The following is a 23,755-nucleotide window of genomic DNA, read 5'->3' as shown; positions in this document are numbered from 1 at the left end:
AAAGCCCCCGTTCCTAAGAACGGGGGACTTATAGGGGACAATATTAGTTCTCGAAGTTGAACAGAGGCGTAGACAGGTAACGTTCGCCGTTCGAAGGAACAACCGCAATAACGCGTTTGCCTTTACCGAGCTCTTTCGCTACTTTCAGAGCAGCAAAGATCGCGGCGCCGGAAGAAATACCGCACAGGATGCCTTCTTCTTTTGCAGCACGGCGTGCATATTCGAAAGCTTCTTCGTTCTCAACGGTAATAACGCCGTCGTAAATCTCACGGTTCAGGATATCCGGCACGAAGTTGGCGCCGATACCTTGGATTTTGTGAGGACCTGGGTTGCCGCCCGACAGGATCGGGGATGCAGCAGGCTCAACCGCGTAAATCTTGATACCTTCGAAGTTCTTCTTCAGCACTTCGCCCGTACCCGAGATTGTACCGCCAGTACCGATACCGGCAACAAAAGCATCCAGCTTGCCGTCAAGCGAGTTAATCGCTTCTACGATTTCCGGACCTGTTGTTTCGCGGTGTACTTTTACGTTAGCTTGGTTCTTGAACTGTTGCGGGATGAAATAGGACGGATTCTCTTTCGCCAGCTCTTCCGCTTTGCGAACGGCTCCGTTCATGCCTTCGGATCCTGGAGTCAGAACAAGCTCAGCACCGTAAGCACGAAGCAGGTTGCGGCGCTCGATACTCATTGTTTCAGGCATAACGAGGATCGCTTTGTAGCCTTTTGCCGCAGCTACCATCGCAAGACCGATACCCGTGTTGCCGCTTGTAGGCTCGACAATTGTATCGCCAGGCTTCAGAACGCCTTCTTGCTCCGCTACTTCGATCATGCTGATCGCGATACGGTCTTTAACGCTTGCGCCCGGGTTCTGGTACTCAAGCTTTACATAGATTTCCGCGCTGTCCTCCGGTACAAGACGGTTCAAACGGACAAGCGGTGTATCACCAATAAGTTCAGTTACGCTGTTAACGATTCTAGCCATGAGAATAATTGCCTCCCTTATTCCGACTAATTTAGTTGGTTTTTTCACTACTAACATCTTATCAATCTCTCGCATCCGTTGTCAATAGTTTCTTTCTTGAATTGACAGGAAAAGGGAGAAGCCGCCCGGTGGGCGGCTTCCAGATAATAGATAAGTGCTCCTAAGGGGTAATCTCTGCGTTGTATTTCTCGAGCAAATCATCCTCGATCTCGTTAAGCGGCTTGGCTTTGGACAGCGCCAGCTCCTTGCGGGCGGTATCGTACAGGACATGGCCGGACAGGCCGTCCGTCTTCTGCCGCTCCAGCACGCGAATAACCGCATAGCCTTCCGGCACCTTAATGGGTCCGGTCGACTCGCCGGTCTGCAGCCTGCCGGCTTCCTCCAGCATATCGGCATCATAGAACGGATCATCCGAATCGATAAGACCAAGGTCGCCGCCCGTATCCGCTGTATTCGCATCCTTCGAATACTCCAGCGCAAGCTGTTCGAACGTATCGCCGGCCGTAAGCTTATCAAGCACATCGTCTGCTTCCTTCTCCGTATCCGTGACAATCCACTGCACATGAAGCCTTAGCCGGTCCGCGAATTGCTCCGGATGAGCCGCTATGTAATTCTCGATCTCCACTTCGGACAGATTAACGGTTAGAATAGCAATTTTCTCGAGCAGCAGACGGTACCTTATATCTTCCTCTACATCACTCTTCGTCATGCCAAGCTGCTCTTTCATTACTTCATAAAAAACTTGCTCGCTGTCATAGCCGTCCATCATAGCGGTAAGCTCCCTCTCCTCTTCCTCGGAGGACAGGCTTAACTGCTGAGCCTCAGCTTCCAGGTCAATCGCCTTGCGAACCATCATGGTCCGCAGTACATTGTCGCCATATTGCCGCTTAAGCTGATCGGCCAAATCCGCTGCCGTAATCGGAAACCCGCCTACCGTTGCGGCGATTCCTTCGCTGCGCGAGTGATCGGAATCGCTTGGCGTATCCCCGGCTTGCGCCTTTGTCTCCGAATCGGGATCATGCTTGTCGGGATCGTCCGAGAACGGAGACAGCTTCACAATAACCGCCACGCTTAATACGATCATACAGATCGCTTGAAGAACAACAACTGCTTTTAATACCCCGTATTTCTTCATTTCCCCATTGCCTCCGGCATTATTGCACGAGCTTTGGCTTCGCCTGGTCAAGCAGCTCTTGCAGCTGCTCCCGGTCAAACGTGTAAGCCTCATTGCAATAATGGCAGACCACCTCTGCCTTGCCGTCTTCCTCAATAATCTGCTCCAGCTCCGATGCCCCAAGGCTGATCAGTGTCTGCTCCACCCGATCCCGCGAGCATTTGCATTGGAATTTCAATTCTAGCGAATCGTGGATATGCAGATCGTCTCCTACCAGCCTGCGAAGGATGCCTTCCGGCGTTTCGCCCTGTTCCATCAGCTTCGTCACATGCGGAATGGAACCGATAGCCTGCTCAAGACGGGTAATCTCCTCATCGGTAAGGCCCGGCAGAAGCTGCAAAATAAAACCGCCTGCATGAGTGACTTTTCCTTCCGGCTCCACAAGCACGCCAAGTCCAACTGCGGAAGGCGTCTGTTCGGATACGGCGAAATAATAAGTGAAGTCTTCGCCCAGCTCGCCCGATACAATCGGTACGCTGCCGAGATAAGGATCCTTGAGGCCGAGATCCTTGATAATGTGGAGATAACCGTTCCGGCCTACCCCGCCGGCAACGTCAATCTTCCCGTGCTCGTTGCTTGGCAGCAGGACATCCGGGTTATCGACATACCCGCGCACCTCGCCGTGCGCATTCGCGTCAACGACGATTTGGCCGATTGGACCGTCGCCTTTTACCTTTACCGTCAGCTGCTCCTCGCCTTTCAGCATGGCTCCCATAATGGCGGCAGCCGTAGCCGTGCGCCCAAAAGCGGCTGTTGCAGTCGGCAATGTTTGATGACGCCGCTGCAATTCGTTTACAAGCTGCGTTGTGCAGGCTGCAAATACGCGAATTTTACCTCCCCACGCCGTACCCCGGACGAGTACGTCTGGTAACTGCTCCATGGTTATCCCTCCTGATTCCGTTCGTAAATAATGCGCAATCCTTCCAACGTCAGAAGTGGATCGACTTCTTCTATCGTTTCCGATTCCGTGCTAATTAACTCCGCAAGCCCTCCCGTTGCTACAACGCGCGGGCTTACTTGGAATTCTTTTTTGATCCGGTTCACGATACCGTCAACTTGTCCGGCGTATCCGTAGATGATCCCGGCTTGCATGGACGTAACGGGATTGCGGCCGATGACGCTCTTCGGCTTGACCAATTCAATACGCGGCAGCTTTGCCGCACGCTGGTACAAAGCTTCCGTGGAAATGCCGATGCCGGGCACGATCGCTCCGCCCAGGTAGCTTCCCGAAGCATCGATATAGTCAAACGTTGTGGCCGTGCCGAAATCGACAACGATAAGCGGCGAGCCGTATTTCACGATACCCGCAACGGAGTTCACGATCCGGTCGGCTCCGACCTCGCGAGGATTCTCATAGCGGATATTAAGCCCTGTCTTAATGCCCGGACCCACGACAAGCGGCGTCTTGCGCAAATATTTCATGCATAGCTGCTCGAGGGCACGCATGAGCGGCGGAACAACCGAGGAGATAATAACGCCTTCGATCTGCTCCATCCGGATTCCCGCATAGTGGAACAGATTGTGTATGTTCATGCCGTACTCGTCAACGGTCGCCGAGCGGTTCGTGCTGAGCCGCCAATGATGCAGCAGTTCCTTGCCTTTATAGACGCCCAGAACGATGTTTGTATTGCCCACATCGATTACTAAAATCACGTCCGCGCGCCTCCTTTTTTCTCATTCAAATCCAGACTGATATCAAGGGCATTAAACGAATAGGTCAAGCCGCCGACGGAAATAACGTCTACGCCGCAGGCTGCAATGGCGCGAACCGTATCCAAACGCACGTTGCCCGATGCTTCTACTATAACATGAGGCGAGCGCGACTTAATGAGGCTTACCGCTTCCGTCATCAGCGCCGGTGCCATGTTATCGAGCATAATAATATCCGCGCCGCTAGCCAGAGCCTCTTCCACTTGTTCAAGAGACTCCGCCTCTACCTCGATCTTCATTGTATGTGGGATCGCCGCTCGGGATGCTTCAACAGCCTGGCGGATTCCGCCCGCGCCCTTGATATGATTATCTTTGATCATTACGGCGTCATATAAACCGAACCGGTGATTTGCCCCTCCGCCAACTCGGACCGCATACTTCTCCAGCATCCGGTGGCCGGGCGTTGTTTTGCGCGTGTCCACAAGACGGACCGGCAAGCCTTCCAACGCCGTTACGAAAGCATTCGTTTTTGTTGCGATGCCTGACATACGCTGCATCAGGTTAAGCGCCAGACGCTCGCCGGTGAGAAGGCTATGGGTACTGCCTTCTACGGTTGCGATGACCGTACCCTTTTCCGCATACTCGCCGTCTTGTACTTTTGCTTCGAACCTAAGCGCCGGGTCCACAATCTCGAAAACGATCCGCGCAACCGGAAGACCGGCAATAATCCCGCTCTCTTTCACATGGATCACCGCTGTCGACTGCGAGCCCCTCGGGATGGTAGTTGCCGTCGTGATATCACCGCTTCCGATATCTTCAGCCAGCCAGCTGCGGATTTGCTCGCGCAGGGCATGGTTATAGGTGCCAAATGTTGTATCAAACATGAATAATTCGCTCCTCTGTCGTTCCTTGCAGCCGTTGCATTACGGTATGCTTGCGCCACACCTCGTCATTCTTCTCCGGGAAGTCCTCCCGGAAATGACCGCCTCGGCTTTCTTCCCTCTGAAGCGCGGATTCCGTAGTCAGAACCGCGCAGGTCAGCAGGTTGGCGAACTCGTATTCCTCGCGTTTGGTCAGAACCGATTGGAAGAACGGCAGCTGGCGCTTCAGTTCCTCGAGCCCTCTCTCAAGACCATGCGCGTCACGGCGAAGTCCGGCATACCGTACCATCACCTTCTGCAGCTTCAGCCTTTTCTCGACTACCGCCTGCATAGGCGCGCCGCTGCGCGGCTGTTCCTTTTCAATAACAGGCTTCGTCTCCAGCTGCGGCAGCTTCATAATGCTGTCTACGATCCGTTTGCCAAACACAATCGCTTCCGACAACGAATTGCTCGCCAGGCGGTTCGCGCCATGAACGCCGGTAGACGATACTTCTCCGCATGCAAACAGTCTTCTTATATTGGTTTCCCCGAACAGGTCGGTTTTGACTCCGCCCATCATATAATGGGCAGCCGGCGCAACCGGGATCCAGTCGGTTGTCAGATCCAGCCCGTATTGCAGACAGAATTCGTAAATCGTAGGGAAACGATGCTTCACCATTTCCGGCGACTCATGCGTGATATCCAAATAGACGAAAGTAGATTTCGTCTCTTCCATCTCGCTTACTATAGCGCGTGCCACGACATCGCGCGGCGCAAGCTCCAGCTGATGATGATAACGGTCCATGAACCGCTCGCCCCGGATATTGCGCAGATAAGCGCCTTCACCGCGTACGGCCTCCGAGATCAAGAAACGCGGAGCGCCGGGATAACACAGCGAAGTCGGATGGAATTGCACAAACTCCATATCCTGAATAAGCGCGCCTGCCCGGTAAGCCATTGCAATGCCGTCTCCGGTGGCGACATCCGGATTCGTTGTATAACGATATAATTGTCCCGTCCCGCCGGAGCAGAGAATCGTCGCTTTGCCTCTTACGTACAAGCGGTGCCCGTCGGGCTTCTGCACGATCGCTCCGCAGCATTCGCCATCCTGCGTAACAAGATCGATCACGAAATGATCGTCCCACACGTCAATGCCCGGGTCGGCCGTCGCCTTCTCCGAAAGGGCGCGCACAATCTCGAAACCCGTTGCATCGCCGTTGGCATGGAGGATGCGGCGCTGGCTATGCGCGCCTTCCTTGGTCAGCGCGAATTCACCGTTCTCGAGATCGAACTGCGTGCCCATTCTGATCAGATTGTTAACCCCTTCCGGCCCTTCGTGAACCAGAACGTTAACGGCATCCTCGGAGCAGAGGCCGGCCCCCGCGATAAGCGTATCCTCTCGGTGGTAAGCCGGGGAATCGTCATCCGAGATGACGGCCGCGATACCGCCCTGCGCGTAACGCGTATTGCTGTCGAGCAGTGATTTTTTCGTAATCATTAAGACAGACTGGTTATTCTCGCTTGCCCGAAGTGCGGTAAAAAGACCGGCGATGCCGGCCCCGATCACAATAACGTCCTTCTCTATTACCGGCAAGTCCTCGAGTGACAAATCAACAAGATATCTTGGTATCATCATCTTCGTAATGCGCCTCCAAGCATAGGAGTAGCGCATGCTCCTCCTATTTAACGAGTAACATGCGCTCCAGGGACTTACGGGCCTCGTCCGCAACATGATCAGGAACGTAAATTTGAGGCTGCATGGTTTCCAGGCATTTCACCAGCTTCTTCAAGTTGTTCACTTTCATGTTCGGGCAAACCAAATATTTGGATGCAAAATGGAAAGTCTTGTTCGGGCTGTCCAGACGCAATTGGTAGCCGGTACCGTCCTCCGTACCAACGATAAACTCCTGACAATCCGATTCTTTGCAATATTTAATAATAGCCGTTGTACTGCCGACGAAATCGCCAAGCTCCACAACCTCCGGACGGCATTCCGGATGCACGACAAATTGAGCGTTCGGATATTTCGCCTTCATCTCTTCAACGTCTTTCACCGTCAGCATATCATGGGTGTTGCAATAACCTTCCCAGATAATCATTTTCTTGTCGGTGTTCTGCTGCACGTAGTGGCCAAGGTTTTTGTCCGGTACCCAGATGACTTCATCGCCTTCAACCGAATTTACCACTTTAACGGCGTTGGCCGAGGTACAGCAAATATCCGTCTCTGCTTTGATTTCCGCAGAAGAGTTAATATACGTAACAACAGTCGCGTTCGGATGCTGTGCCTTCAGCTTGCGCAAGCCGTCCACGTTAACCATGTCGGCCATTGGACAGCCGGCCCGTTCGTCGGGGATAATGACGGTTTTGTTAGGAGCCAGAATTTTCGCGCTTTCTCCCATAAAATGAACGCCGCAAAAAACAATAACGTCCGCATCGGTTTGTGCAGCCTTTTGCGCGAGCAGGAACGAGTCCCCGCGGAAATCGGCCACCTCTTGAATTTCGTCTCGTTGATAATAATGGGCAAGAATGATGGCATTGCGTTCCTTCTTCAATTGCATGAGCCTTTCACGCAGTTCACGATTCTGTTCCGCCTTGCGTTCCAGCGCCAGTGCTTCCACAGTTGATCCTCTCCTCTTATGAGGGATGGGCGATGAGTCCCATTCCGATTATGGCTATCCAGACTTTGTGAATTGATGCACAAACTATTTCAAAGTCAATGGCCTATTTATGATTCTTTTGTTAAGGTTTAATTTACTCCAGGTGCAGGATGCTGTCAATGTATTTAGACAATAAAAAACCTCTTCTCCACAGCAAATTTTGCATGAAGTGGAGAAGAGGGCATAAACGGCTGCCTCAAAGGGATTCCGGCTACCTTTTCGCCGGATCATACGGCTCGCCCAGCGCACCTGGCGCCGCCGAGCGTCCAACTGCGCCGGCAAGCACAAGAAGCGTCAGCAAATACGGAAGCATATAGAAAAATTCGTTCGGAATATGATGCGACCATTCGAACAGCTGCGCCCAGTTCCGAAGCGCCTGCGCCATCCCGAAGAAGATCGCCGCTCCGGCTACGCCAAGCGGATTCCATTTACCGAAAATAACGGCCGCAATCGCGATAAAGCCTTGACCGGAAATCGTATTATGGGCAAAGTTGCTTGTTGTTGTCAGCGCAATCGTTGCACCGCCAAGTCCGGCCAATGCACCGCTCAGCATAACGCCGATGTAACGGTACTTCGTTACGCTGATGCCAACCGTATCAGCCGAGCTTGGATGCTCGCCCACCGCACGGAGGCGGAGGCCAAAGGTTGTACGGTACAGAACGATATAGCTGAGAATAACAACACCGATCACAATATAGGTGGTTGGGTAGGCCGTGAAAATACCTTTGCCGAGCAAAGGAATATCCGATAGTCCCGGAATAGCGACCGGATTAAACACATATTCCAGCGTTGGTGTTTGTCCGGAGCCTTCATAAAGGCTTTTCGTCAGATAGATGGCAAGGCCCGCCGCCAAAATATTAATAACGACGCCTACAATGGTCTGGTCGGCTTTAAACGTGATCGTGGCAACCGCATGCAGCAGAGACACCACAAGTCCCAAAACCAGACCGGCAAGAAGTCCGATCCACGGAGCGCCATGCTTCATCCCGCCCTGAATGGCTTGATCGGCGAATACGGCAGCCCCAAAAGCGCCTGCGATCATAAGTCCCTCAAGGCCGATGTTCACGACGCCGGACCGCTCCGAGAACACGCCGCCAAGTCCGGTAAAGATCAGAGCGGTTGAGAAAACAAGCGTAATGCTAATTAATTGTCCGATTGTATCTAGTGCGTTCACAGGGCACTGCCTCCTTCCGACTTGCCTTTATTCGAGCGGCGAGCCATAAACGGCTTCAGGAAGAACTTCACGAGTCCATGCGAAGCGACAAAGAAGATAATGGATCCGATAACGATCCGTACAATCTCCGGCGGTACATTCGCTCCGAAGCTCATGCCAGCCGAGCCGTAGCTCAATCCGCCGAACAGCACGGCGCCAAGGAATACGCCGATTGGCGTATTACCGCCAAGAAGAGCAACCGCGATACCGTCAAAGCCGTAACCCCATGACGCGGCCATAACCGTCTGGTAACCAAAGACGCCAAGAATCTCGAATACGCCGCCAAGTCCGGCGAACACGCCACTGATAAACATCGAAGTAATGATCGTGCGGTTAACGTTCATCCCCGCATACAGCGCAGCGTTCGGATTGAGGCCAACCGCGCGGAGCTCGTAGCCTTTTTTCGTGCGCCACAAGATAACGTAAAACACGACCACACCGATGAGCGCAATCAGCGTTCCCCAATGCATACGGGCATTGCCCATGCTTTCGGACAACCACTTGATCGATACAAGCGCCGATTCGTGAACCGGCTTCGATTTCTGCTGGCCTTCCATGACGAGATACGTGCCTACGATATAGTTGGACAGGAATAGGGCGATCCAGTTCAGCATAATGGAGGAGATAACCTCATTAACGCCTCTCGCTGCCTTCAAGTAACCGGCGAGCGCCGCCCACAGGCCGCCAAACAGGCCGCCTACGATAATCGCTAGCGGCGCATGAATATACCATGGCAAATCAAGCGTTACCCCGACAATCGTTGCGCCTGTCATCCCCATTAAAAACTGACCGTCAGCGCCAATGTTAAAGAGGCCTGTACGGAAAGCAAAAGCTACCGCAATACCGGTAAAGATAAGCGGCGTGATCGCACGGATGGCTTCGCCGATATCGTAAGGACTACCGAACAGCTTCTTCACCAAGGCAGTATACGCCATCCAAGGATCGTATCCACCCGCAAGCATCGCAAGCGCGCCGCAGATAAGACCAAGAATGATCGCCACGAGCGGCACGAGGAAGGAAGACTTGTCGAATATTTTTCTCATCGTGTTCATTTCGTTCTACTTCCTCCCTTCGGTTGCAGCTACTGCGGATGCATCGCCTGCCATCATCATGCCAAGCTGCTGATCGTCGCGATGATCGGCATCCACTTCACCCATCAAACGTCCTTCGTACATAACCGCGATTCGGTCGGACAAGGAATATAGCTCATCCAGCTCGAAGGAAACGAGCAGAATCGCTTTGCCTTCATTCCGCGCTTCGACAAGCCGCCTATGTACGTATTCGATCGCACCGATATCGAGACCGCGCGTTGGCTGAACCGCAATAAGCAGGTCCGGGTTTTTCCAGAGCTCGCGGGCGATAATCGCCTTTTGCTGGTTGCCGCCGGAGAGCGAGCGCGCTTTCGCATGGATACCGGAGCCGCGGACATCAAATTCGTTGACCAGCTTATCGGCCAGCGTGTCCATCGCCTTAAAGTCGATAAAGCCGTTCTTGCCGAACTGCGGATCGAAATAACTGCCGAGAATCATGTTCTCGCTCAGCGTAAAATCAAGGACAAGACCATGCTTGTGCCGGTCCTCCGGAATATGGCTTATACCGGCCAGCGACACTTCGCGCGGCGTTCGGTTCGTAATATCCTTGCCGTTCAGGTTTACGCTTCCGCCGTTAACGCCGCGCATCCCCGTAATCGCATAAATAAGCTCGCTTTGGCCATTGCCGTCAACCCCTGCAATACCAAGAATCTCACCGGCGCGCACATCAAAGCTGATGCCATCGAGAACCTGCTTGCCTTGATCGCCCTTCATACGCAGCGAATCAACGGACAGCACAACATCGCCAGGCTCCTTTTTCGATTTCTCGACTTCGAAGGTGACGTCTCTGCCGACCATCAGCTCGGCCAAATGCCGTTCGTTTGTTTCCGATGTTGGAAGGGTGCGAATAACCTTGCCTCTGCGGATAACCGTTACCGAATCCGCCAGCGCCATAACTTCCTTCAGCTTATGGGTAATCAAAATAATCGATTTGCCCTCTGCCGCCAGGTTCCGTAAAATTTCAATCAGCTCTTCGATTTCCTGAACCGTCAGTACGGCTGTTGGCTCATCGAAGATCAGAATATCGGCACCGCGGTACAAGGTCTTCAGAATCTCTACCCGCTGCTGCATGCCGACTGTAATATCTTGAATCCGCATTTGCGGATCTACTTTCAATCCGTAACGTTCGGAGAGATCCCGAACTCTCTGATTTGCTTTTCTATATTTCAAAAAACCGAATTTCGACGGCTCGTTGCCGAGCACGATATTCTCTGCCACCGTAAACGGCTGCACAAGCTTGAAATGCTGATGGACCATGCCGATCCCTAGTTCGATTGCCTTACCTGCACCGTCAATGACGGTCTTCTTGCCGTTAACCCAAATCTCGCCTTCTTCAGGCTGATACAAACCGAACAAAATGTTCATCAGCGTTGATTTGCCCGCCCCGTTCTCGCCGAGCAGTGCATGAATCTCGCCTTTTTTCAGTTCAAAATTGATGTTGTCATTGGCCACTAACCCTGGAAAACGTTTCGTTATTCCTTTTAGTTCAACAGCCGTTGTGCTCCGGTCCATTCTTTCATCATCCCCCCGGGGTTTCTACCTGTATGGCAAAAAAGGACAAGACCGGCTTACTGCCGGCCTTGCCTTGACACAGCGACATCAAATATTTTCGCGAGGAAAATTATTTAACTGGCACCGTGATCTCGCCGCTGATGATTTTTTGTTTGTACTCTTCAACTTTCGCAAGAACATCAGCTGGAACGTTTTTCGTGGAAGTCTCAGGCAAACCTACGCCATTGTCTTTCAGACCAAGCGTTACGACTTTGCCGCCTTGCCATGTACCGTTGATCAGGTCCGTCGAAACTTTATAAACAGCCGTTTCTACACCCTTCATCATGGAAGTCAGTGTGATTTCGTCGCCGAATTCGAGCGATTGGTCTTTGTCTACGCCGATTACCCATACGTCTTTGCCAGCGTCTTTACGGGATTTAGCTTCGTTGAATACGCCGTTACCGGATGCGCCGGAAGCATGGAAGATGATGTCGACGCCAGCGTCATACATCGTTGCAGCCGCTTGCTTGCCAAGGTCAGGCTTGGAGAAGTCGCCTACATAGTTGATTTTCATGCTTTTTGCAGCTTCAGGGTTAACCGCTTCTACACCAGCTTTAAAGCCGGCCTCGAACTTTTTGATAACCGGAATTTCCATGCCGCCTACGAAACCGATTTTGTTTGTTTTCGTCATCAGACCGGCAACAACGCCAACGAGGAAGGAGCCTTCATTTTCCGCAAAAGATACGGATTCAACGTTAGGCAGATCAACTTCAGCATCGATAAGCGCGAATTTGGAGTTTGGATTCTCTGTTGCGACTTTCGTCATCGCGTCCGTAAACAGGAAGCCGATACCCCAAGTCAGATCATATTTCTCCGATACGAAAGCCTTCAAGTTCGGCTCCATGTCGGCATCGCCTTTGGATTCAAGATATTTGGTTTCAGCACCGGTATCAGCCGTTACTTTCTTCAGAGCTTCCCAAGCGCTTTGGTTAAAGGATTTGTCATTAACGCCGCCAACGTCTGTAGCCATGCCAATCTTAAGTTTGGAAGTCGCTCCAGAAGTACCCGGGGATGCAGCACCCTCGTTGCCGCCTTTGTTAGAGTTATTGGTGTTGTCATGGCTCTTGCTGCCGCATGCGGACAAGACAAATGTCAACGCCAGGATGATCATAAGCATTAAACCAACTTGTTTCTTCATACCTGTTCTCTCCCCTGCTTTATATTTGTGTTTAGGGCAATTGCACTATCTTTATTATTCTTGATGTCCAGCGCCACTATTCTCCTTAATTATAATTACAATCTAACAGCCGTCAATCACATTATGTCAACTAATTTGACACAGAAATTTTGTTCACTAAACAACATATCAATTATGTAACATTTGTGCGAGTAAAATTCGAAATTTTCGGACAAATAGCTAACAAGTCTTGGTTAGTCCTCTAATGAATACCCTCAAAACCCGAACGATAAACAAAAACAGCTGTCCTTCGTTTGCTATCAAGCAAACATTGGACAGCTGTTTTTTAATTAGGATCCTTTATTCGGATCTTCGTCGTCTGGTTTTTGTTCATCCAGCTCAGGAGGCGTAATCTCGCCTGCATCGCGGGTTTGAATGCGGACCTTCACGCCGCCGATCGTATCTACGATTGGCTCGGACGAGGATTCCGCTGCACCGCTTCCTTCTCCTGAAGGCTCATCTCCGCCTTCAAGACCGCCGGATTCGATCAAATTCTTGATTTGCTCAAGCTCGAGCGTTTCTTCTTTAAGAAGCGTTTGAGCGATCAAATGTACTTCTCTGCTCTTCTCCGTTAACAACTGCTTCGCGCGAGCGTAGCAATCGTTGATGAAGAATTGCATTTCCTGATCAATCTCGTAAGCGATCTTATCGGAGTAGTTCTGCTCATGCCCAAGATCTCTGCCCAGGAATACTTGGCCTTGCGATTGGCCGAACTGCATCGGACCAAGCTTATCGCTCATACCGTATTCCATGATCATGCTGCGGACGATACCGGTCGCTTGCTTAAAGTCGCTGTATGCGCCCGTACCAATCTCGCCAATGAACAATTCCTCCGCAACGCGTCCGCCAAGCAGACCCGTAACTTTATCAAGCAGCTCTTGCTTCGTTACGAGCATACGGTCTTCCTTAGGAAGCATAATGACGTAACCACCGGCACGGCCGCGTGGGATAATCGTAACTTTGTGTACCATGTCCGCATGCTCCAGGAAGTAGCCGACAATGGTATGACCAGCTTCGTGGTAAGCGACGATCCGTTTCTCGCGATCGCTGATGACACGGCTTTTCTTCTCCGTACCGACGATTACGCGGTCAATCGCCTCGTCAACCTCTTGCATGGCAATGTCTTTCTTGTTGCGGCGGGCTGCAAGAAGCGCTGCTTCGTTCAGCAGGTTCTCGAGATCCGCGCCGGTAAAGCCCGTCGTACGTTTTGCAATCACATCAAGCTTCACATCTTTGTTAAGCGGCTTGTTGCGCGCATGGACTTTCAATACCGCTTCGCGGCCTTTTACGTCTGGACGGTCAACCGTGATTTGACGGTCGAAGCGTCCCGGACGAAGAAGCGCCGGGTCAAGAATATCCGGACGGTTCGTCGCAGCGACGATAATAATGCCTTCGTTGGCACCAAAGCCGTCCATCTCAACGAGCAATTGGTTGAGCGTTTGCTCGCGTTCGTCATGTCCACCGCCAAGTCCGGCGCCGCGCTGACGACCAACCGCATCGATCTCGTCGATAAAGATGATACACGGAGCGTTTTTCTTCGCATTCTCGAACAAGTCGCGGACACGGGATGCGCCGACACCGACGAACATTTCCACGAAGTCCGAACCGGAGATGCTGAAGAACGGCACGCCTGCCTCGCCGGCAACCGCACGGGCAAGGAGCGTTTTACCGGTACCCGGAGGACCCACAAGCAATACGCCCTTCGGAATACGTGCGCCCACGACATTGAATTTGCGAGGATCCTTCAGGAAGTCAACGACTTCGACAAGCTCTTGCTTCTCTTCGTCGGCACCCGCCACATCCTCAAAGGTAATGCGCTTCTTCTCTTCGTTGTACAGCCTTGCGCGGCTCTTGCCAAAGTTCATCACTTTGCCGCCGCCGCCCTGAGCTTGATTCATCAGGAAGAAGAACAAAATAAATATGATCACAAACGGAATTATGGAAGTAAGGAACGTAAGCCAGATGCTGGGTGTATCCATTGGCTTGTAGTTCAGCTTAAATCCGTATTGCTTCTCTGCATCAAGAATATCCTGCCCCGCTTCTAGACCGATACGCGAGGAGAAGTTCTTTTCTCCGTTTTTGGAGTCCGCAGGCGGTTCTTTATATTTACCTGAAACCAAATAAGTATAACCATCGTACTTCACGGTCAGCTCTTCCACGTTATTGGAACTGATCGCTTGGCGAAGCTGATCGTAACGAATTCCGACGGTAGTATTATTTTGGCTGCTGATAAACTGAATAATCCCAACCGTTACTAAAAAGATGATCAAATAAAATCCAGTATTACGGATGATCCGATTCATCCCCTACCTCCTCTCAAGACGCTTTTAATATTTTAACATAGCATGACTTTCCATCTCAATAGAACCAAGAGCGAGGGGGAGACATGCCGGTTTAACCGCAAATTCTATTTCTCGTAAACTTCCGGCTTCAGAATTCCGATGAACGGAAGGTTGCGGTATTTCTCTGCGTAATCGAGGCCGTAGCCGACAACAAACTCATCCGGCAGCGAGAATCCGGTGTAGTCCGCTTCAAGATCAACCGACCGGCGTGCAGGCTTGTCGAACAGCGTGGCAACCGTTACCGACTTGGCATTGCGGCGTTCCAGCACATCGATCAGGTAGCTCAGCGTCAGACCGCTGTCAATAATATCTTCGACGATCAGGACGTCACGCCCTTCCACGGAGGCATCAAGATCTTTAATAATCTTTACGACGCCCGACGATTTGGTCGAAGCCCCGTAGCTCGATACCGCCATAAAATCGATCTCAAGTTTAATCGGCATCTCTTTGACCAGGTCAGACATGAAAATAAACGCACCTTTGAGGACGCAAATAACGAGCGGATTACGCCCGTCGAAGTCGCGGCTTAACGTTTCCCCAAGCTCCTTCACCTTCGCCTTGATTTGGCCTTCGTCGTAGAGTACCTCTTTAATATCGTTCAACAAAATGTAAATCCTCCTATATCTTTCACTTTATAATTATGAATACAGCAGTGCTTCTTATTCGTTCTCCATTCGAATGAACAGGAAGTCCGTTGTCTCATGACCGGTTTGCGCATGGCTTGAACGTCGTATCCCCGGAATCCAGAGCAGGCGGTTATTCGCATCAACCAGCAGCGGATATCGCTCACGCTCGGATGGCGCGATCTTTTCGTCAACGAACATATCTTGCACTTTTTTGGACCCATTTAATCCTAAAACCTGAATTCGGTCGCCAGGCTGCCGATTACGTACCGTAAGCGGAAAATCAAGCTGGTCCGCATCAAAGCAAACCTCGCTCCGTCCCGCAGGTCTTACCGCTTCACCCCGCTTCAGCCGCTCGATATGCAGCGCTCTTCCGCCGGCCGTGATAAACGCCGACTTCGAATCCCCGGAAATGGAAAAGGCATAGCTATCTTCGGACGTGCCCGATGCGTTCAGCACTCGCACCCATCGGATGCTGCCATACTCGCGGATGCACCGAACACCCGAGCCTGCGTCGTATCGCCAGGTACTCGGGGCTGCAGGGGCTGCCGCAAGCCGCATCGTCTCAATCGCGTCAAAGGAGGCAATTTCTGCATCCTTCGAAAGATAATTTAATATTAGTTTAATCAATCTTCTTTGTAAAGCGACATGAAGACCGACAAGCTCGCCGGCATTAAGCTTGCATTCATCCGGCGACGACGTTACGAGCGATGCAAAGAGCCGGTGTCCTTCAAGCTCCATCCAGTCATCCTCCGCCCCCGCCACATCGGCGATCCGCCTGAGCGAGTGGGTAAGCTGAGGATTAAATTGCGAAAGATAAGGGATAACATCCAGCCGAACGACATTTCGAAAGTAATATCGCTCATTGTTGCTGCCGTCGAGGCAATAAGGAATATCCTGCCCGGAGCAGTAGCGCACAATGTCTGACTTGTTCATACGAAGTAATGGTCGAATAAGTTCCACGTTTTTTTCTTTCCGTTTGGCGGCCATTCCCGCAAGGCCGGTTAGGCCCGCTCCGCGGATGACCCGCATCAGCACCGTCTCCGCCTGATCATCGGCATGATGGGCAAGCGCGATGGAGGATGCATCGTATTTTACCGCGATTTCATGCAGAAAAGCGTAACGCTTCTCCCGCGCCGCGGATTGCGCATTCATTCCCGTTTCTTCTATGTATGCGGGCATATCGAGTTCAATCATCTCGAAAGGCACGCCCAGCTTCACCGCGTATTGGCGGACAATCTCCGCCTCCTGCCGGGAAGCCTCCTTGCGGAAGCCATGATTGACATGGGCCGCAATAATCGTAAGCTGCTCCTGCCGGGCTGCAAGCCAGAGCAGATGCAGCAGAGCCATTGAATCGGGACCGCCGGATACGGCAGCCACGATTCGGTCGCCCTTTGACCATAGCTGTTCGGTTGCTGCGTATTTCATCATGTCGTTCAGCAGCTTATGGTCTCCCGTTTCCATATGCGTATGTATCTCCCCATTCCCTTTTAGTATATGTTTCTTCTATATATCAGCTATATACCACTTCGAAGCAGCCAGTAAACCGAAATGCCAAGCACAACGGCCGACACGGCGGCAAGCCCTTTGAGCCATCCGGGCGTCTTTGCGCTTTTGACCCGCGTATCCCTGCGGTGCAGCAGTCTCCTCCAGGCCTCCGCTCCTTCCGAAGCGTCGAAGAATTGCCCGCCGAGCGCCTGCCTCAGCCATCCCGCTACGGGAGCCAGCCCCTTGCACTCGCCAATTAAACGTTCCAGCTCTTCGGTTGAACGGATTTGCGGCAACCCTCCCGTCAGCGCGTGAAGCTTCTTCGGCTCATGGAGCATGATGCAAAGCATGGCGAAGGAGAACAGATCGTATCTGGCATCCGCCGAGCGCGAGCCCGCATTCCAAAAGCCTCGGTCATAAATTTCGGTGAACTGGCGGATCCCTTTGCCCATCGCCGTAACGCCGCCGTAATCGACAAGCTCCACATACCCGTAGTCGGCCACCAGCACGTTATCGATCTTCAGATCGCCGAATACCCAGCCCCTGCGGTGAAGCTCGGCCAGCTTGCCAAGCAGGTTAAGACCAATGAGCGGGAACCATTCGGGCCCGTTTTTATCCAGGAAGTCGGAAATCGTTACGCCGCGCACGTATCTCATAATATAGAAAGGATACTCTTTGCCATCCTCTCCAAGCAGATCATCCACTTCATAAAGGTAAGTCTGCTTCCGGTCCTGCTTCTCGAGAGCCTGCAGAACATTGATCTCCGACTGCAGATCAATGGCGTCCATCCCTACTTTTAATGCGCACCAGCCGCGGTCGGCATGAACGAGATAAACCTTGCCGTTCGCTCCCTCTCCAAGCAACCGCTCGACTCGATAACGGGAGTGCTTCCATTTCCCCGTTACAACGGCACCGCGGCGGAGATTCAACTTAAACGACGTAGTCACTCATCATCCCATCCGTTTCATCGTTTCTGCTCTTCTTACCATAATCCCCCTGCCGGTAAAAATCAATGACTTGCATCATCGCCGGACCCGTCGGCGTTGTCCCGCTCATGGGGAATTTCGTAAATATAGAAGAAATGCCTTTCAGATTATCGGTCCAATCCAGATCCAGCTTGCAGTCCTCGCCATGCTTGCTGCTTGGGAAATGGAACACGGCAATCTCGCTCTGCCCCTGACGCGCCTGCAGGCTTAGCATAAGATCATGAATCGCTTCCTCCACCGCGCGAAGCTTAGGCTTCATGCTGGCGCTTGCGTCTATCAGCAGGGCAACCTGCAGCTTGGATGTCTCTCCAAGCTCGTCGATAACACGGACGACCTCGCTCCGCTTCTCGGGTGGGAGCGCTTCGATCGAACCGTTGCCAAGCACCTGCTTCAGTTCCTTTTGGACCGCCAGCTGAATCGTTTGAACCGCCGTTTTTCTCGTCATCATTTGAACCGTCTGCGACAGCTGCCGCATATTCACAAGCCTGCTCAGGCCCCCTCCGGCGCGAGCAATCTCTTCTATTTCGGATGCACCAAGTTCTCCCACATCGCCGTAATCGAGAATTCCTACCACGTTAACCGCAATACCTTCCGACTTCGCATGCGCCGCCGCTACAACCGGACTCATTCCGACGTTGGAGCAGCCATCCGTCACCAGCAATATTTGTTTCATTATTCCTTGCCTCCTCTTCAAAACAAGCATAACCTCTCTATTAGTTTTGCCGTTTGAAGCGAGGGATAAACCGCTAGATTGCCCTATTTCCCGAGAAATTATGCAGCCCCTGCAATGAAAAATTTATAATCATGCCTAAGCCATGCGAAAAGGCTCCCGGAGCGAAAGCGCAAACTGCCGCGCTTTCGTCCAAGAGCCTGCATCCGCCCATTTGTCATCTGCCTCCTTCAGCTAACCGTCCGCGGCCGCTCCAGCCGGTTGATTCCCGGCCATCGGAATGACGCCCATTCCGGCAAATGCTTATCGATCTTTGCGACAAGCACCGTCATATCGTCTTTAATATCGCCCTCATGATACCTCACCACGGTCTCCAGCAAGGCATCGGCCATTTCCTGCGGTTCTTCGGTTTTCAGCTCCTGAATAATCCTCTTCATCCACATCTCCTTATTGACCGCATGTCCCGGCGCGTCATATATCCCATCGCTCATCATGACGATCGTGTCGCCCGGCTGCAGCGGCATGGAGATCAGGTCGAATTCAATATCCTGTAAAATACCGACCGGCAAATTATTCGCCGTTACGGGAATCACCTCGTTTCCTCGTTTAATAAAGCTTGGCGTCGAGCCAATCTTCATGAAGGTCGTCCTCGCCGTATATAAATCGATCATCGCCAGATCGATTGTCGCGAACACCTCATCCGGCGATCGCAAGAGAAGAATCGAATTGACCGATTTGATGGCAAGCTTCTCGTCCATCCCGGACTTCAAAAGCTGCTGCAAAATCGACAGGGCTGCGCTGCTCTCCTGGCGCGCGCGTTCTCCATTGCCCATGCCGTCACTAATGGCTACGGCGAATTTGCCATTGCCAAGCTCCAGCATACTGAAGCTGTCTCCCGACAGCAGGTCGCCTCCTTTGGCGGCACCGGCAATGCCTGTCTCCACCTCGAATTCCTTGGCCGAACCAAACACGACAAGGGTTGGTTCGCCATTCTTCTCTGCCGGTCTCTCCGATTTGACGGCCACATGCTCGCCCAGTATATCCGATAAGAGCGGAGCGATAATTTTGCGGCATTCATCGTAGCCCCTGGCAAAATGGTGATACAGTTCGATTTCCACATTCCCCTCTTCCAGATTAATGACCTCAATTTCCTGTATGGATAATCCCAGTCCCTCCAAGGCTTCACGGATCTGTTCCTCCTGCAGGTGCAGGGTCTGTCCCTCCCTTTTAATTTCATGCGCCAGGTCTTCCATCACCTGCGATACGCCCGATAATTGATCCGCCACCAGCTGCCGGGAATCGAATATTTGCTTTTTCCAGTGCATATCATTCTTATAAAGCTCGTACTCCTGCTCGATAATGCCAAGCACCTGAGCAGGCTTCGCGCAATGGGACGCCCATGTGCGCGGCATATTGTGCGTTGGAATGCGATCCTCGTCCACCGCCGAGATCATGTCCTTCATCATTTGATAGGTTTGAAAATACTTGCCCTCCCAGCAAGCCTTATTCCGGTGGCAATCCGCGCAGCTTCGCGCCGACACCGCCTGCATGAAATGATTAAGCTCCTCCTCCTGCTTCACGGCACCCGCCGTGTTATTGAGCTGGCCAAAGCTCTTCGAGAGCTGGCGGAACACCTCCGAATATTGGGATACCCGCTCCGCCGTTACATCGCGTACGCGCTTAGCATACTCATGCTGCGACTTGGCATGCTCGTTTGTACCCGGAACATAGCGGGCGATGGTTCGAATCATAATTTTTGGGGTAAGCATAAGCAGGACAGCTGCGGTGACCGACTCCCATGTCGATGTCATCACATCCGATCCGCTTCCCACATAGATCGCGAGGATCGAGGTGCCGAGCAGCATGCCGAAGGCAACCGCGGCTTTACCGCCTTCGCGCAGAAGGCCGGCCAATAGACCCGCGAAAGCAAGCAAGCTCATTTGCACAACCGCGTTAAAGTCGGCGAGACTAAGAATAAGTCCGGCAACTACGCCGACGCAGGCTCCAAGCGGAGCTCCGCCTGCAAGGGCAAACAATAGCAGCAGGAAGCGCGACATAATATGTTCAACGGACAGACCGTAAATTTGCCAGCCTACCGCTCCGGTCATTACGGAGGCAAGCAGAATCATCAGGCAGATAATCTCTTCATTCTTGAGAGAGGCGGTTTTTTTCGCCATGGTCAGAACCGGTATGGCCTGAATAAAGACAAGCGTAAGCACAAAGCTGAGCGCTGCCTCTACCACCACCATCATGAACCCATACCAGCTCATCGTATCTCCTATGAAGAGTCCAAATAGCTGCACAAGTAAGGTGGAGATAAAGACGAGTAAGGGAGCAGTCCCGAGCTCCGCTTTCTCGTAAGCCTCCAGGCCTTTAAATAATAAGAATAGAACGGCGAGCTCCATCCCAATCCATAAGGGTGCGGGCGTAACCGCGAACCAGCTCCCGGCGACCAGCGATACGGCTGTCCAGGCGAACGCGTCTTTTCGAAGAAAGTAGACGACCGCAAAGTAAGCCGCAGCGAAGGGCATCAGGGATTCCAGGATCACCGCCCTTCCGAGCAGGAAGCCAAGGCCCACAAGCATGATTGTCCATTTTTTCGCAAGCACCAGCTGGACCAGCCTTCTCGAAGATAACCATCCACGGCCCTTCTCCATCATGGAACGTCCCCATCCCATTTGTTGCTCACCTGCGGGAAACATAATCACGTTTTCTTTTTTCATATCGAACACCACCCATTTCGTTTTGTTGTGGTTCTCATTATAGGAGCATGTCCGTATGAAGTTTGTCAGTTTAACGTGGGCGTGCCAAAGTTTTTTCCGACAAAAGCCAAATCCTTCACCGACAAATTGTCAACGCTTTCAAATACGTGCCGTTACTGGGTTTTAACCTGACACATGACTATTGGCACTGCTGCTGCTTCAACAAAAACCGTCGCGTCGCGCCTCGTTCTGTCCGTGAATTCTTTGTTTTCTGCTGTCGGGATTGCAGGGAGTATCGGGGAAACAAGCTGAAACTTTTTTTGAAATGAGGTATATTTTTTGAAAAATGTGCATAGCGGGGGGCCAAAAAACGTGAATGGAGCGTTTTTTTCTTGCGTCTGGGGCGAGAAGGGGCTTCGTAGAACTCCGTTCGCTGCCTCACGAAGACAATTGAAGTCTGCTTTTATGAGGAAGTTTGTCGCTCCGTACGGGATGGTCTTAATTCCCCCGCTTGAATCGTTTATAAACATAGAGTTTGGGGAGTGACGAGAAGGCGTGCTGCCGTGAGAAAACCCTTATCGATGCAATTCGAGGAGGAGCGACCGCGTTTAGCGGTAGGTTTTATCGCCGAATGGACCATATTCATGGTCCATTGCGGTAAAAAAGGCAGAACCGTTTAGGTTCTGCCCTCATATGATTGTATAAAATCCAGCTTAGACCCGTTTAGCACCGCGGCCGCCGCGTTTGCCTTCGGTATTTTTCTTCAGGGAGGAGATACGTTCTTCGCTATCTTTCAGGAAGCGAGACATTTTATCCTCGAATGACGGTTTGTTGTAAGACGGTCTGCCAGCCGACTGCTTGTTGAAAGGACGTCCACCGCGATCTTGACCGCCGCCGCCTCCACGGTTAAAACCGCCGCCACCGCCTGCACGTGGTTCACGTTGTGGTGCTGCTTGGCCCTCAGGCCGGTCAACTGCCTGTTTAATGGAAAGTCCGATCTTACCGTCTTTATCAACGTTGATCACTTTGACTTTAACAACATCGTCAATTTTCAGGTGATCCTTCACGTCTTTGACGTAGTTATCGGCAATTTCCGAGATGTGAACGAGCCCTGTGACACCCCCGGACAAATCAACGAATGCTCCGAAATGCGTTATGCCTGTCACTTTGCCTTCTAACTTGGCTCCTACTTCAATTGCCATAAAATAAAATGTTCCTCCCTAAGCTAAATAGCGTTACTATCGTGATTATAACCGAATCGTCAAAGTAAGGTCAACAGACGTTCACCCGTTGTAGCGTCTATTTAATGACCTGAATCTGTTGTTCTCCAGGTGTTACCATTCCTTGTTCCTTCGTTGCAAGTTGTCTGATATATTCCGGATCGTTAAGCCGATCGATCTGTTGTTGAAGCTGCTTAGACTGCAAAGTGGAATCATCCACCTGCTTCTTGATCTCCGTCAATTGCGCCTGCGTGGCACGCGCATCCTTGATTTGACCAATAAAGGTATACGCCGCCCAGCACAAAAATAGAGTGATGCACATGGCCCATATGCGCAGACGGCGTTTGGATCCTGCGTTCCCTGTCGATGGATTGGCTGTGGCAGTCGTCATAACGGTAAACCTCCTAAATCATTTGAACAGGCGTTTCCATAATTTAATAACGCCCGATAGGATCTTGTCCCATCTTTCTTTGAGCTGCAGGCTGGAAAGCTTTGGTCCAAGCCATCGCCATAGCGGGCGCGTAAGCGGACCAAGCAGAAAACGCAGCAAAAGCCAGAACGGACGAACCAATTGTAGCACAATTTTTAACAGGAAAATAGTGAGTGCGGTCCCAAATCCGATTAATACGCGGATAAACCGGTATAAAAGGACGACCGGCTTCACAATTAGAAGGTCAAATGTCCGCAGCGTGAACCGGATGAGGGCTCGTACCGCATCAATCAGCCATTTTACCGTACGGATGACCGGTTTGCTCAGCAGCCAATAATAACTTAGCACGCCAATAAGCAAGCCGAGGAATACATACGCCCGCACCTCGCCATAGTTGCTGGCGTACAGCACACGAAATACGATGAGCGATGCGGCAAGCCAGTACACCATATCGAGTACCGGCAGCGTCCACCGCGGGAAGCGCAATTCATTCGACACAACCCGGTAGCCGTCGAAGATCACGCCCATCCCGATGCCTGACAGCAGCATCATCCCCATTGTGAGAAACTGTAGGCTTAAGGAGGTCACTTAAACAGCTTTCCGAATAAGCCTTTAGTTTTGGTAGAGGTATTGGCGTCCAAATAGGCGAGTGAATGGACATACCCCTCGATGGCGACAAGGTTTTGCTCCAGATTGAGATGCTTGATATGCAGGTTTTGCCCTTTTATCATCAAGAAGCCAAGATCGGTATCGAGCAGAAACTCTTCGCTGTCGAAACTTTCCACATTTAATACGCCGGTAATTTCGAGCAGCTTGCGGTTCAGCATTTTGACTTCCTGCCGCTTCTGCCCTTTGCTTTGTTCAACCATTGACCCGTCCCTCCACTTCGAAAGCATAGCTTGAGACTAGCTTATGGGGGTTGGACGAACTTTAGAACAT

21 protein-coding genes are annotated in these 23,755 nt (G+C 51.9%); all 21 read right to left on the bottom strand.

The genetic code is table 11. The features are described 5' to 3' along the window. Positions 1-43 precede the first annotated feature (43 nt). The 21 genes from cysK to yabP all read right to left on the bottom strand — a co-directional run bounded on the left by cysK (position 44) and on the right by yabP (position 23,685). Positions 44-982 carry a cysteine synthase A gene (cysK, locus tag ACR9FF_RS00385; RefSeq protein WP_127496983.1) on the bottom strand — a complete coding sequence of 313 codons (939 nt, stop codon included), beginning with the start codon at positions 980-982 and terminating at the stop codon, positions 44-46. A 160-nt stretch (positions 983-1,142) separates the two neighbouring features. Continuing rightward, positions 1,143-2,117, bottom strand: coding sequence for a peptidylprolyl isomerase (locus ACR9FF_RS00380; protein WP_164775574.1), 975 nt, complete (start codon positions 2,115-2,117; stop codon positions 1,143-1,145). 19 nt (positions 2,118-2,136) lie between these two features. After that, complete coding sequence (hslO, locus tag ACR9FF_RS00375; RefSeq protein WP_127496985.1) at positions 2,137-3,036, bottom strand: Hsp33 family molecular chaperone HslO; 900 nt, start codon at positions 3,034-3,036, stop codon at positions 2,137-2,139. A gap of 2 nt (positions 3,037-3,038) precedes the next feature. Further along, on the bottom strand, positions 3,039-3,809 hold the full coding sequence (locus ACR9FF_RS00370) for a type III pantothenate kinase (RefSeq protein ID WP_127496986.1): 771 nt from the start codon (positions 3,807-3,809) through the stop codon (positions 3,039-3,041). After that, a complete protein-coding gene (gene nadC, locus ACR9FF_RS00365; RefSeq protein WP_435168173.1) occupies positions 3,806-4,690 on the bottom strand; it encodes a carboxylating nicotinate-nucleotide diphosphorylase in 885 nt (294 codons plus the stop codon). Before nadC ends, ACR9FF_RS00370 begins: the two co-directional genes overlap by 4 nt. Beyond that, the gene (gene nadB, locus ACR9FF_RS00360) at positions 4,683-6,299 is read right to left on the bottom strand and encodes an L-aspartate oxidase (RefSeq protein ID WP_435172014.1); all 1,617 of its coding nucleotides are present in this window, start codon (positions 6,297-6,299) and stop codon (positions 4,683-4,685) included. Before nadB ends, nadC begins: the two co-directional genes overlap by 8 nt. Positions 6,300-6,345: 46 nt before the next feature. Continuing rightward, the gene (gene nadA / locus ACR9FF_RS00355) at positions 6,346-7,284 is read right to left on the bottom strand and encodes a quinolinate synthase NadA (RefSeq protein WP_012772070.1); all 939 of its coding nucleotides are present in this window, start codon (positions 7,282-7,284) and stop codon (positions 6,346-6,348) included. Between the two features lie 250 nt (positions 7,285-7,534). Then, positions 7,535-8,497 carry an ABC transporter permease gene (locus ACR9FF_RS00350; protein WP_201008784.1) on the bottom strand — a complete coding sequence of 321 codons (963 nt, stop codon included), beginning with the start codon at positions 8,495-8,497 and terminating at the stop codon, positions 7,535-7,537. After that, positions 8,494-9,588 carry an ABC transporter permease gene (locus tag ACR9FF_RS00345; protein ID WP_127496989.1) on the bottom strand — a complete coding sequence of 365 codons (1,095 nt, stop codon included), beginning with the start codon at positions 9,586-9,588 and terminating at the stop codon, positions 8,494-8,496. The genes ACR9FF_RS00350 and ACR9FF_RS00345 overlap by 4 nt, the downstream gene beginning before the upstream one ends. Positions 9,589-9,594: 6 nt before the next feature. Then, positions 9,595-11,139, bottom strand: coding sequence for an ABC transporter ATP-binding protein (locus ACR9FF_RS00340; RefSeq protein WP_435168170.1), 1,545 nt, complete (start codon positions 11,137-11,139; stop codon positions 9,595-9,597). A gap of 109 nt (positions 11,140-11,248) precedes the next feature. Then, entirely contained in the window at positions 11,249-12,316 is a 1,068-nt protein-coding gene (locus ACR9FF_RS00335; protein WP_127496991.1) for a BMP family lipoprotein, read from the bottom strand. Between the two features lie 329 nt (positions 12,317-12,645). After that, positions 12,646-14,658: an ATP-dependent zinc metalloprotease FtsH gene (gene ftsH, locus ACR9FF_RS00330; protein ID WP_435168168.1), complete on the bottom strand. Its 2,013-nt coding sequence runs from the start codon at positions 14,656-14,658 to the stop codon at positions 12,646-12,648. Positions 14,659-14,762: 104 nt separating this feature from the next. Further along, entirely contained in the window at positions 14,763-15,302 is a 540-nt protein-coding gene (gene hpt, locus ACR9FF_RS00325) for a hypoxanthine phosphoribosyltransferase (RefSeq protein ID WP_012772064.1), read from the bottom strand. Positions 15,303-15,356: 54 nt separating this feature from the next. Beyond that, entirely contained in the window at positions 15,357-16,784 is a 1,428-nt protein-coding gene (gene tilS, locus ACR9FF_RS00320; RefSeq protein ID WP_435168165.1) for a tRNA lysidine(34) synthetase TilS, read from the bottom strand. Positions 16,785-16,837: 53 nt separating this feature from the next. Then, positions 16,838-17,755, bottom strand: a complete 918-nt coding sequence (locus ACR9FF_RS00315) for a serine/threonine protein kinase (RefSeq protein WP_201008787.1) — start codon at positions 17,753-17,755, stop codon at positions 16,838-16,840. After that, positions 17,739-18,467: a vWA domain-containing protein gene (locus tag ACR9FF_RS00310; RefSeq protein WP_127496995.1), complete on the bottom strand. Its 729-nt coding sequence runs from the start codon at positions 18,465-18,467 to the stop codon at positions 17,739-17,741. Before ACR9FF_RS00310 ends, ACR9FF_RS00315 begins: the two co-directional genes overlap by 17 nt. A 227-nt stretch (positions 18,468-18,694) precedes the next feature. After that, positions 18,695-21,187 (bottom strand): stage II sporulation protein E, encoded by a 2,493-nt coding sequence (gene spoIIE / locus ACR9FF_RS00305; protein WP_127496996.1) that lies wholly within the window; start codon positions 21,185-21,187, stop codon positions 18,695-18,697. A gap of 692 nt (positions 21,188-21,879) precedes the next feature. Continuing rightward, positions 21,880-22,368 (bottom strand): S1 domain-containing RNA-binding protein, encoded by a 489-nt coding sequence (locus ACR9FF_RS00300; RefSeq protein WP_127496997.1) that lies wholly within the window; start codon positions 22,366-22,368, stop codon positions 21,880-21,882. 97 nt (positions 22,369-22,465) lie between these two features. After that, positions 22,466-22,777 (bottom strand): FtsB family cell division protein, encoded by a 312-nt coding sequence (locus tag ACR9FF_RS00295; RefSeq protein WP_012772057.1) that lies wholly within the window; start codon positions 22,775-22,777, stop codon positions 22,466-22,468. A gap of 18 nt (positions 22,778-22,795) precedes the next feature. Beyond that, positions 22,796-23,404, bottom strand: a complete 609-nt coding sequence (yabQ, locus tag ACR9FF_RS00290; protein ID WP_435168162.1) for a spore cortex biosynthesis protein YabQ — start codon at positions 23,402-23,404, stop codon at positions 22,796-22,798. Further along, the gene (yabP, locus tag ACR9FF_RS00285) at positions 23,401-23,685 is read right to left on the bottom strand and encodes a sporulation protein YabP (RefSeq protein ID WP_127496999.1); all 285 of its coding nucleotides are present in this window, start codon (positions 23,683-23,685) and stop codon (positions 23,401-23,403) included. Before yabP ends, yabQ begins: the two co-directional genes overlap by 4 nt. Positions 23,686-23,755 lie beyond the last annotated feature (70 nt).

The sequence above is a fragment of the Paenibacillus glycanilyticus genome (genome assembly GCF_051200795.1).
Taxonomy (GTDB): Bacteria; Bacillota; Bacilli; order Paenibacillales; family Paenibacillaceae; genus Pristimantibacillus; species Pristimantibacillus glycanilyticus.
The sequence above is the reverse complement of the archived record's forward strand: the minus strand, read 5'-3'. Positions and strand labels throughout refer to the sequence as shown.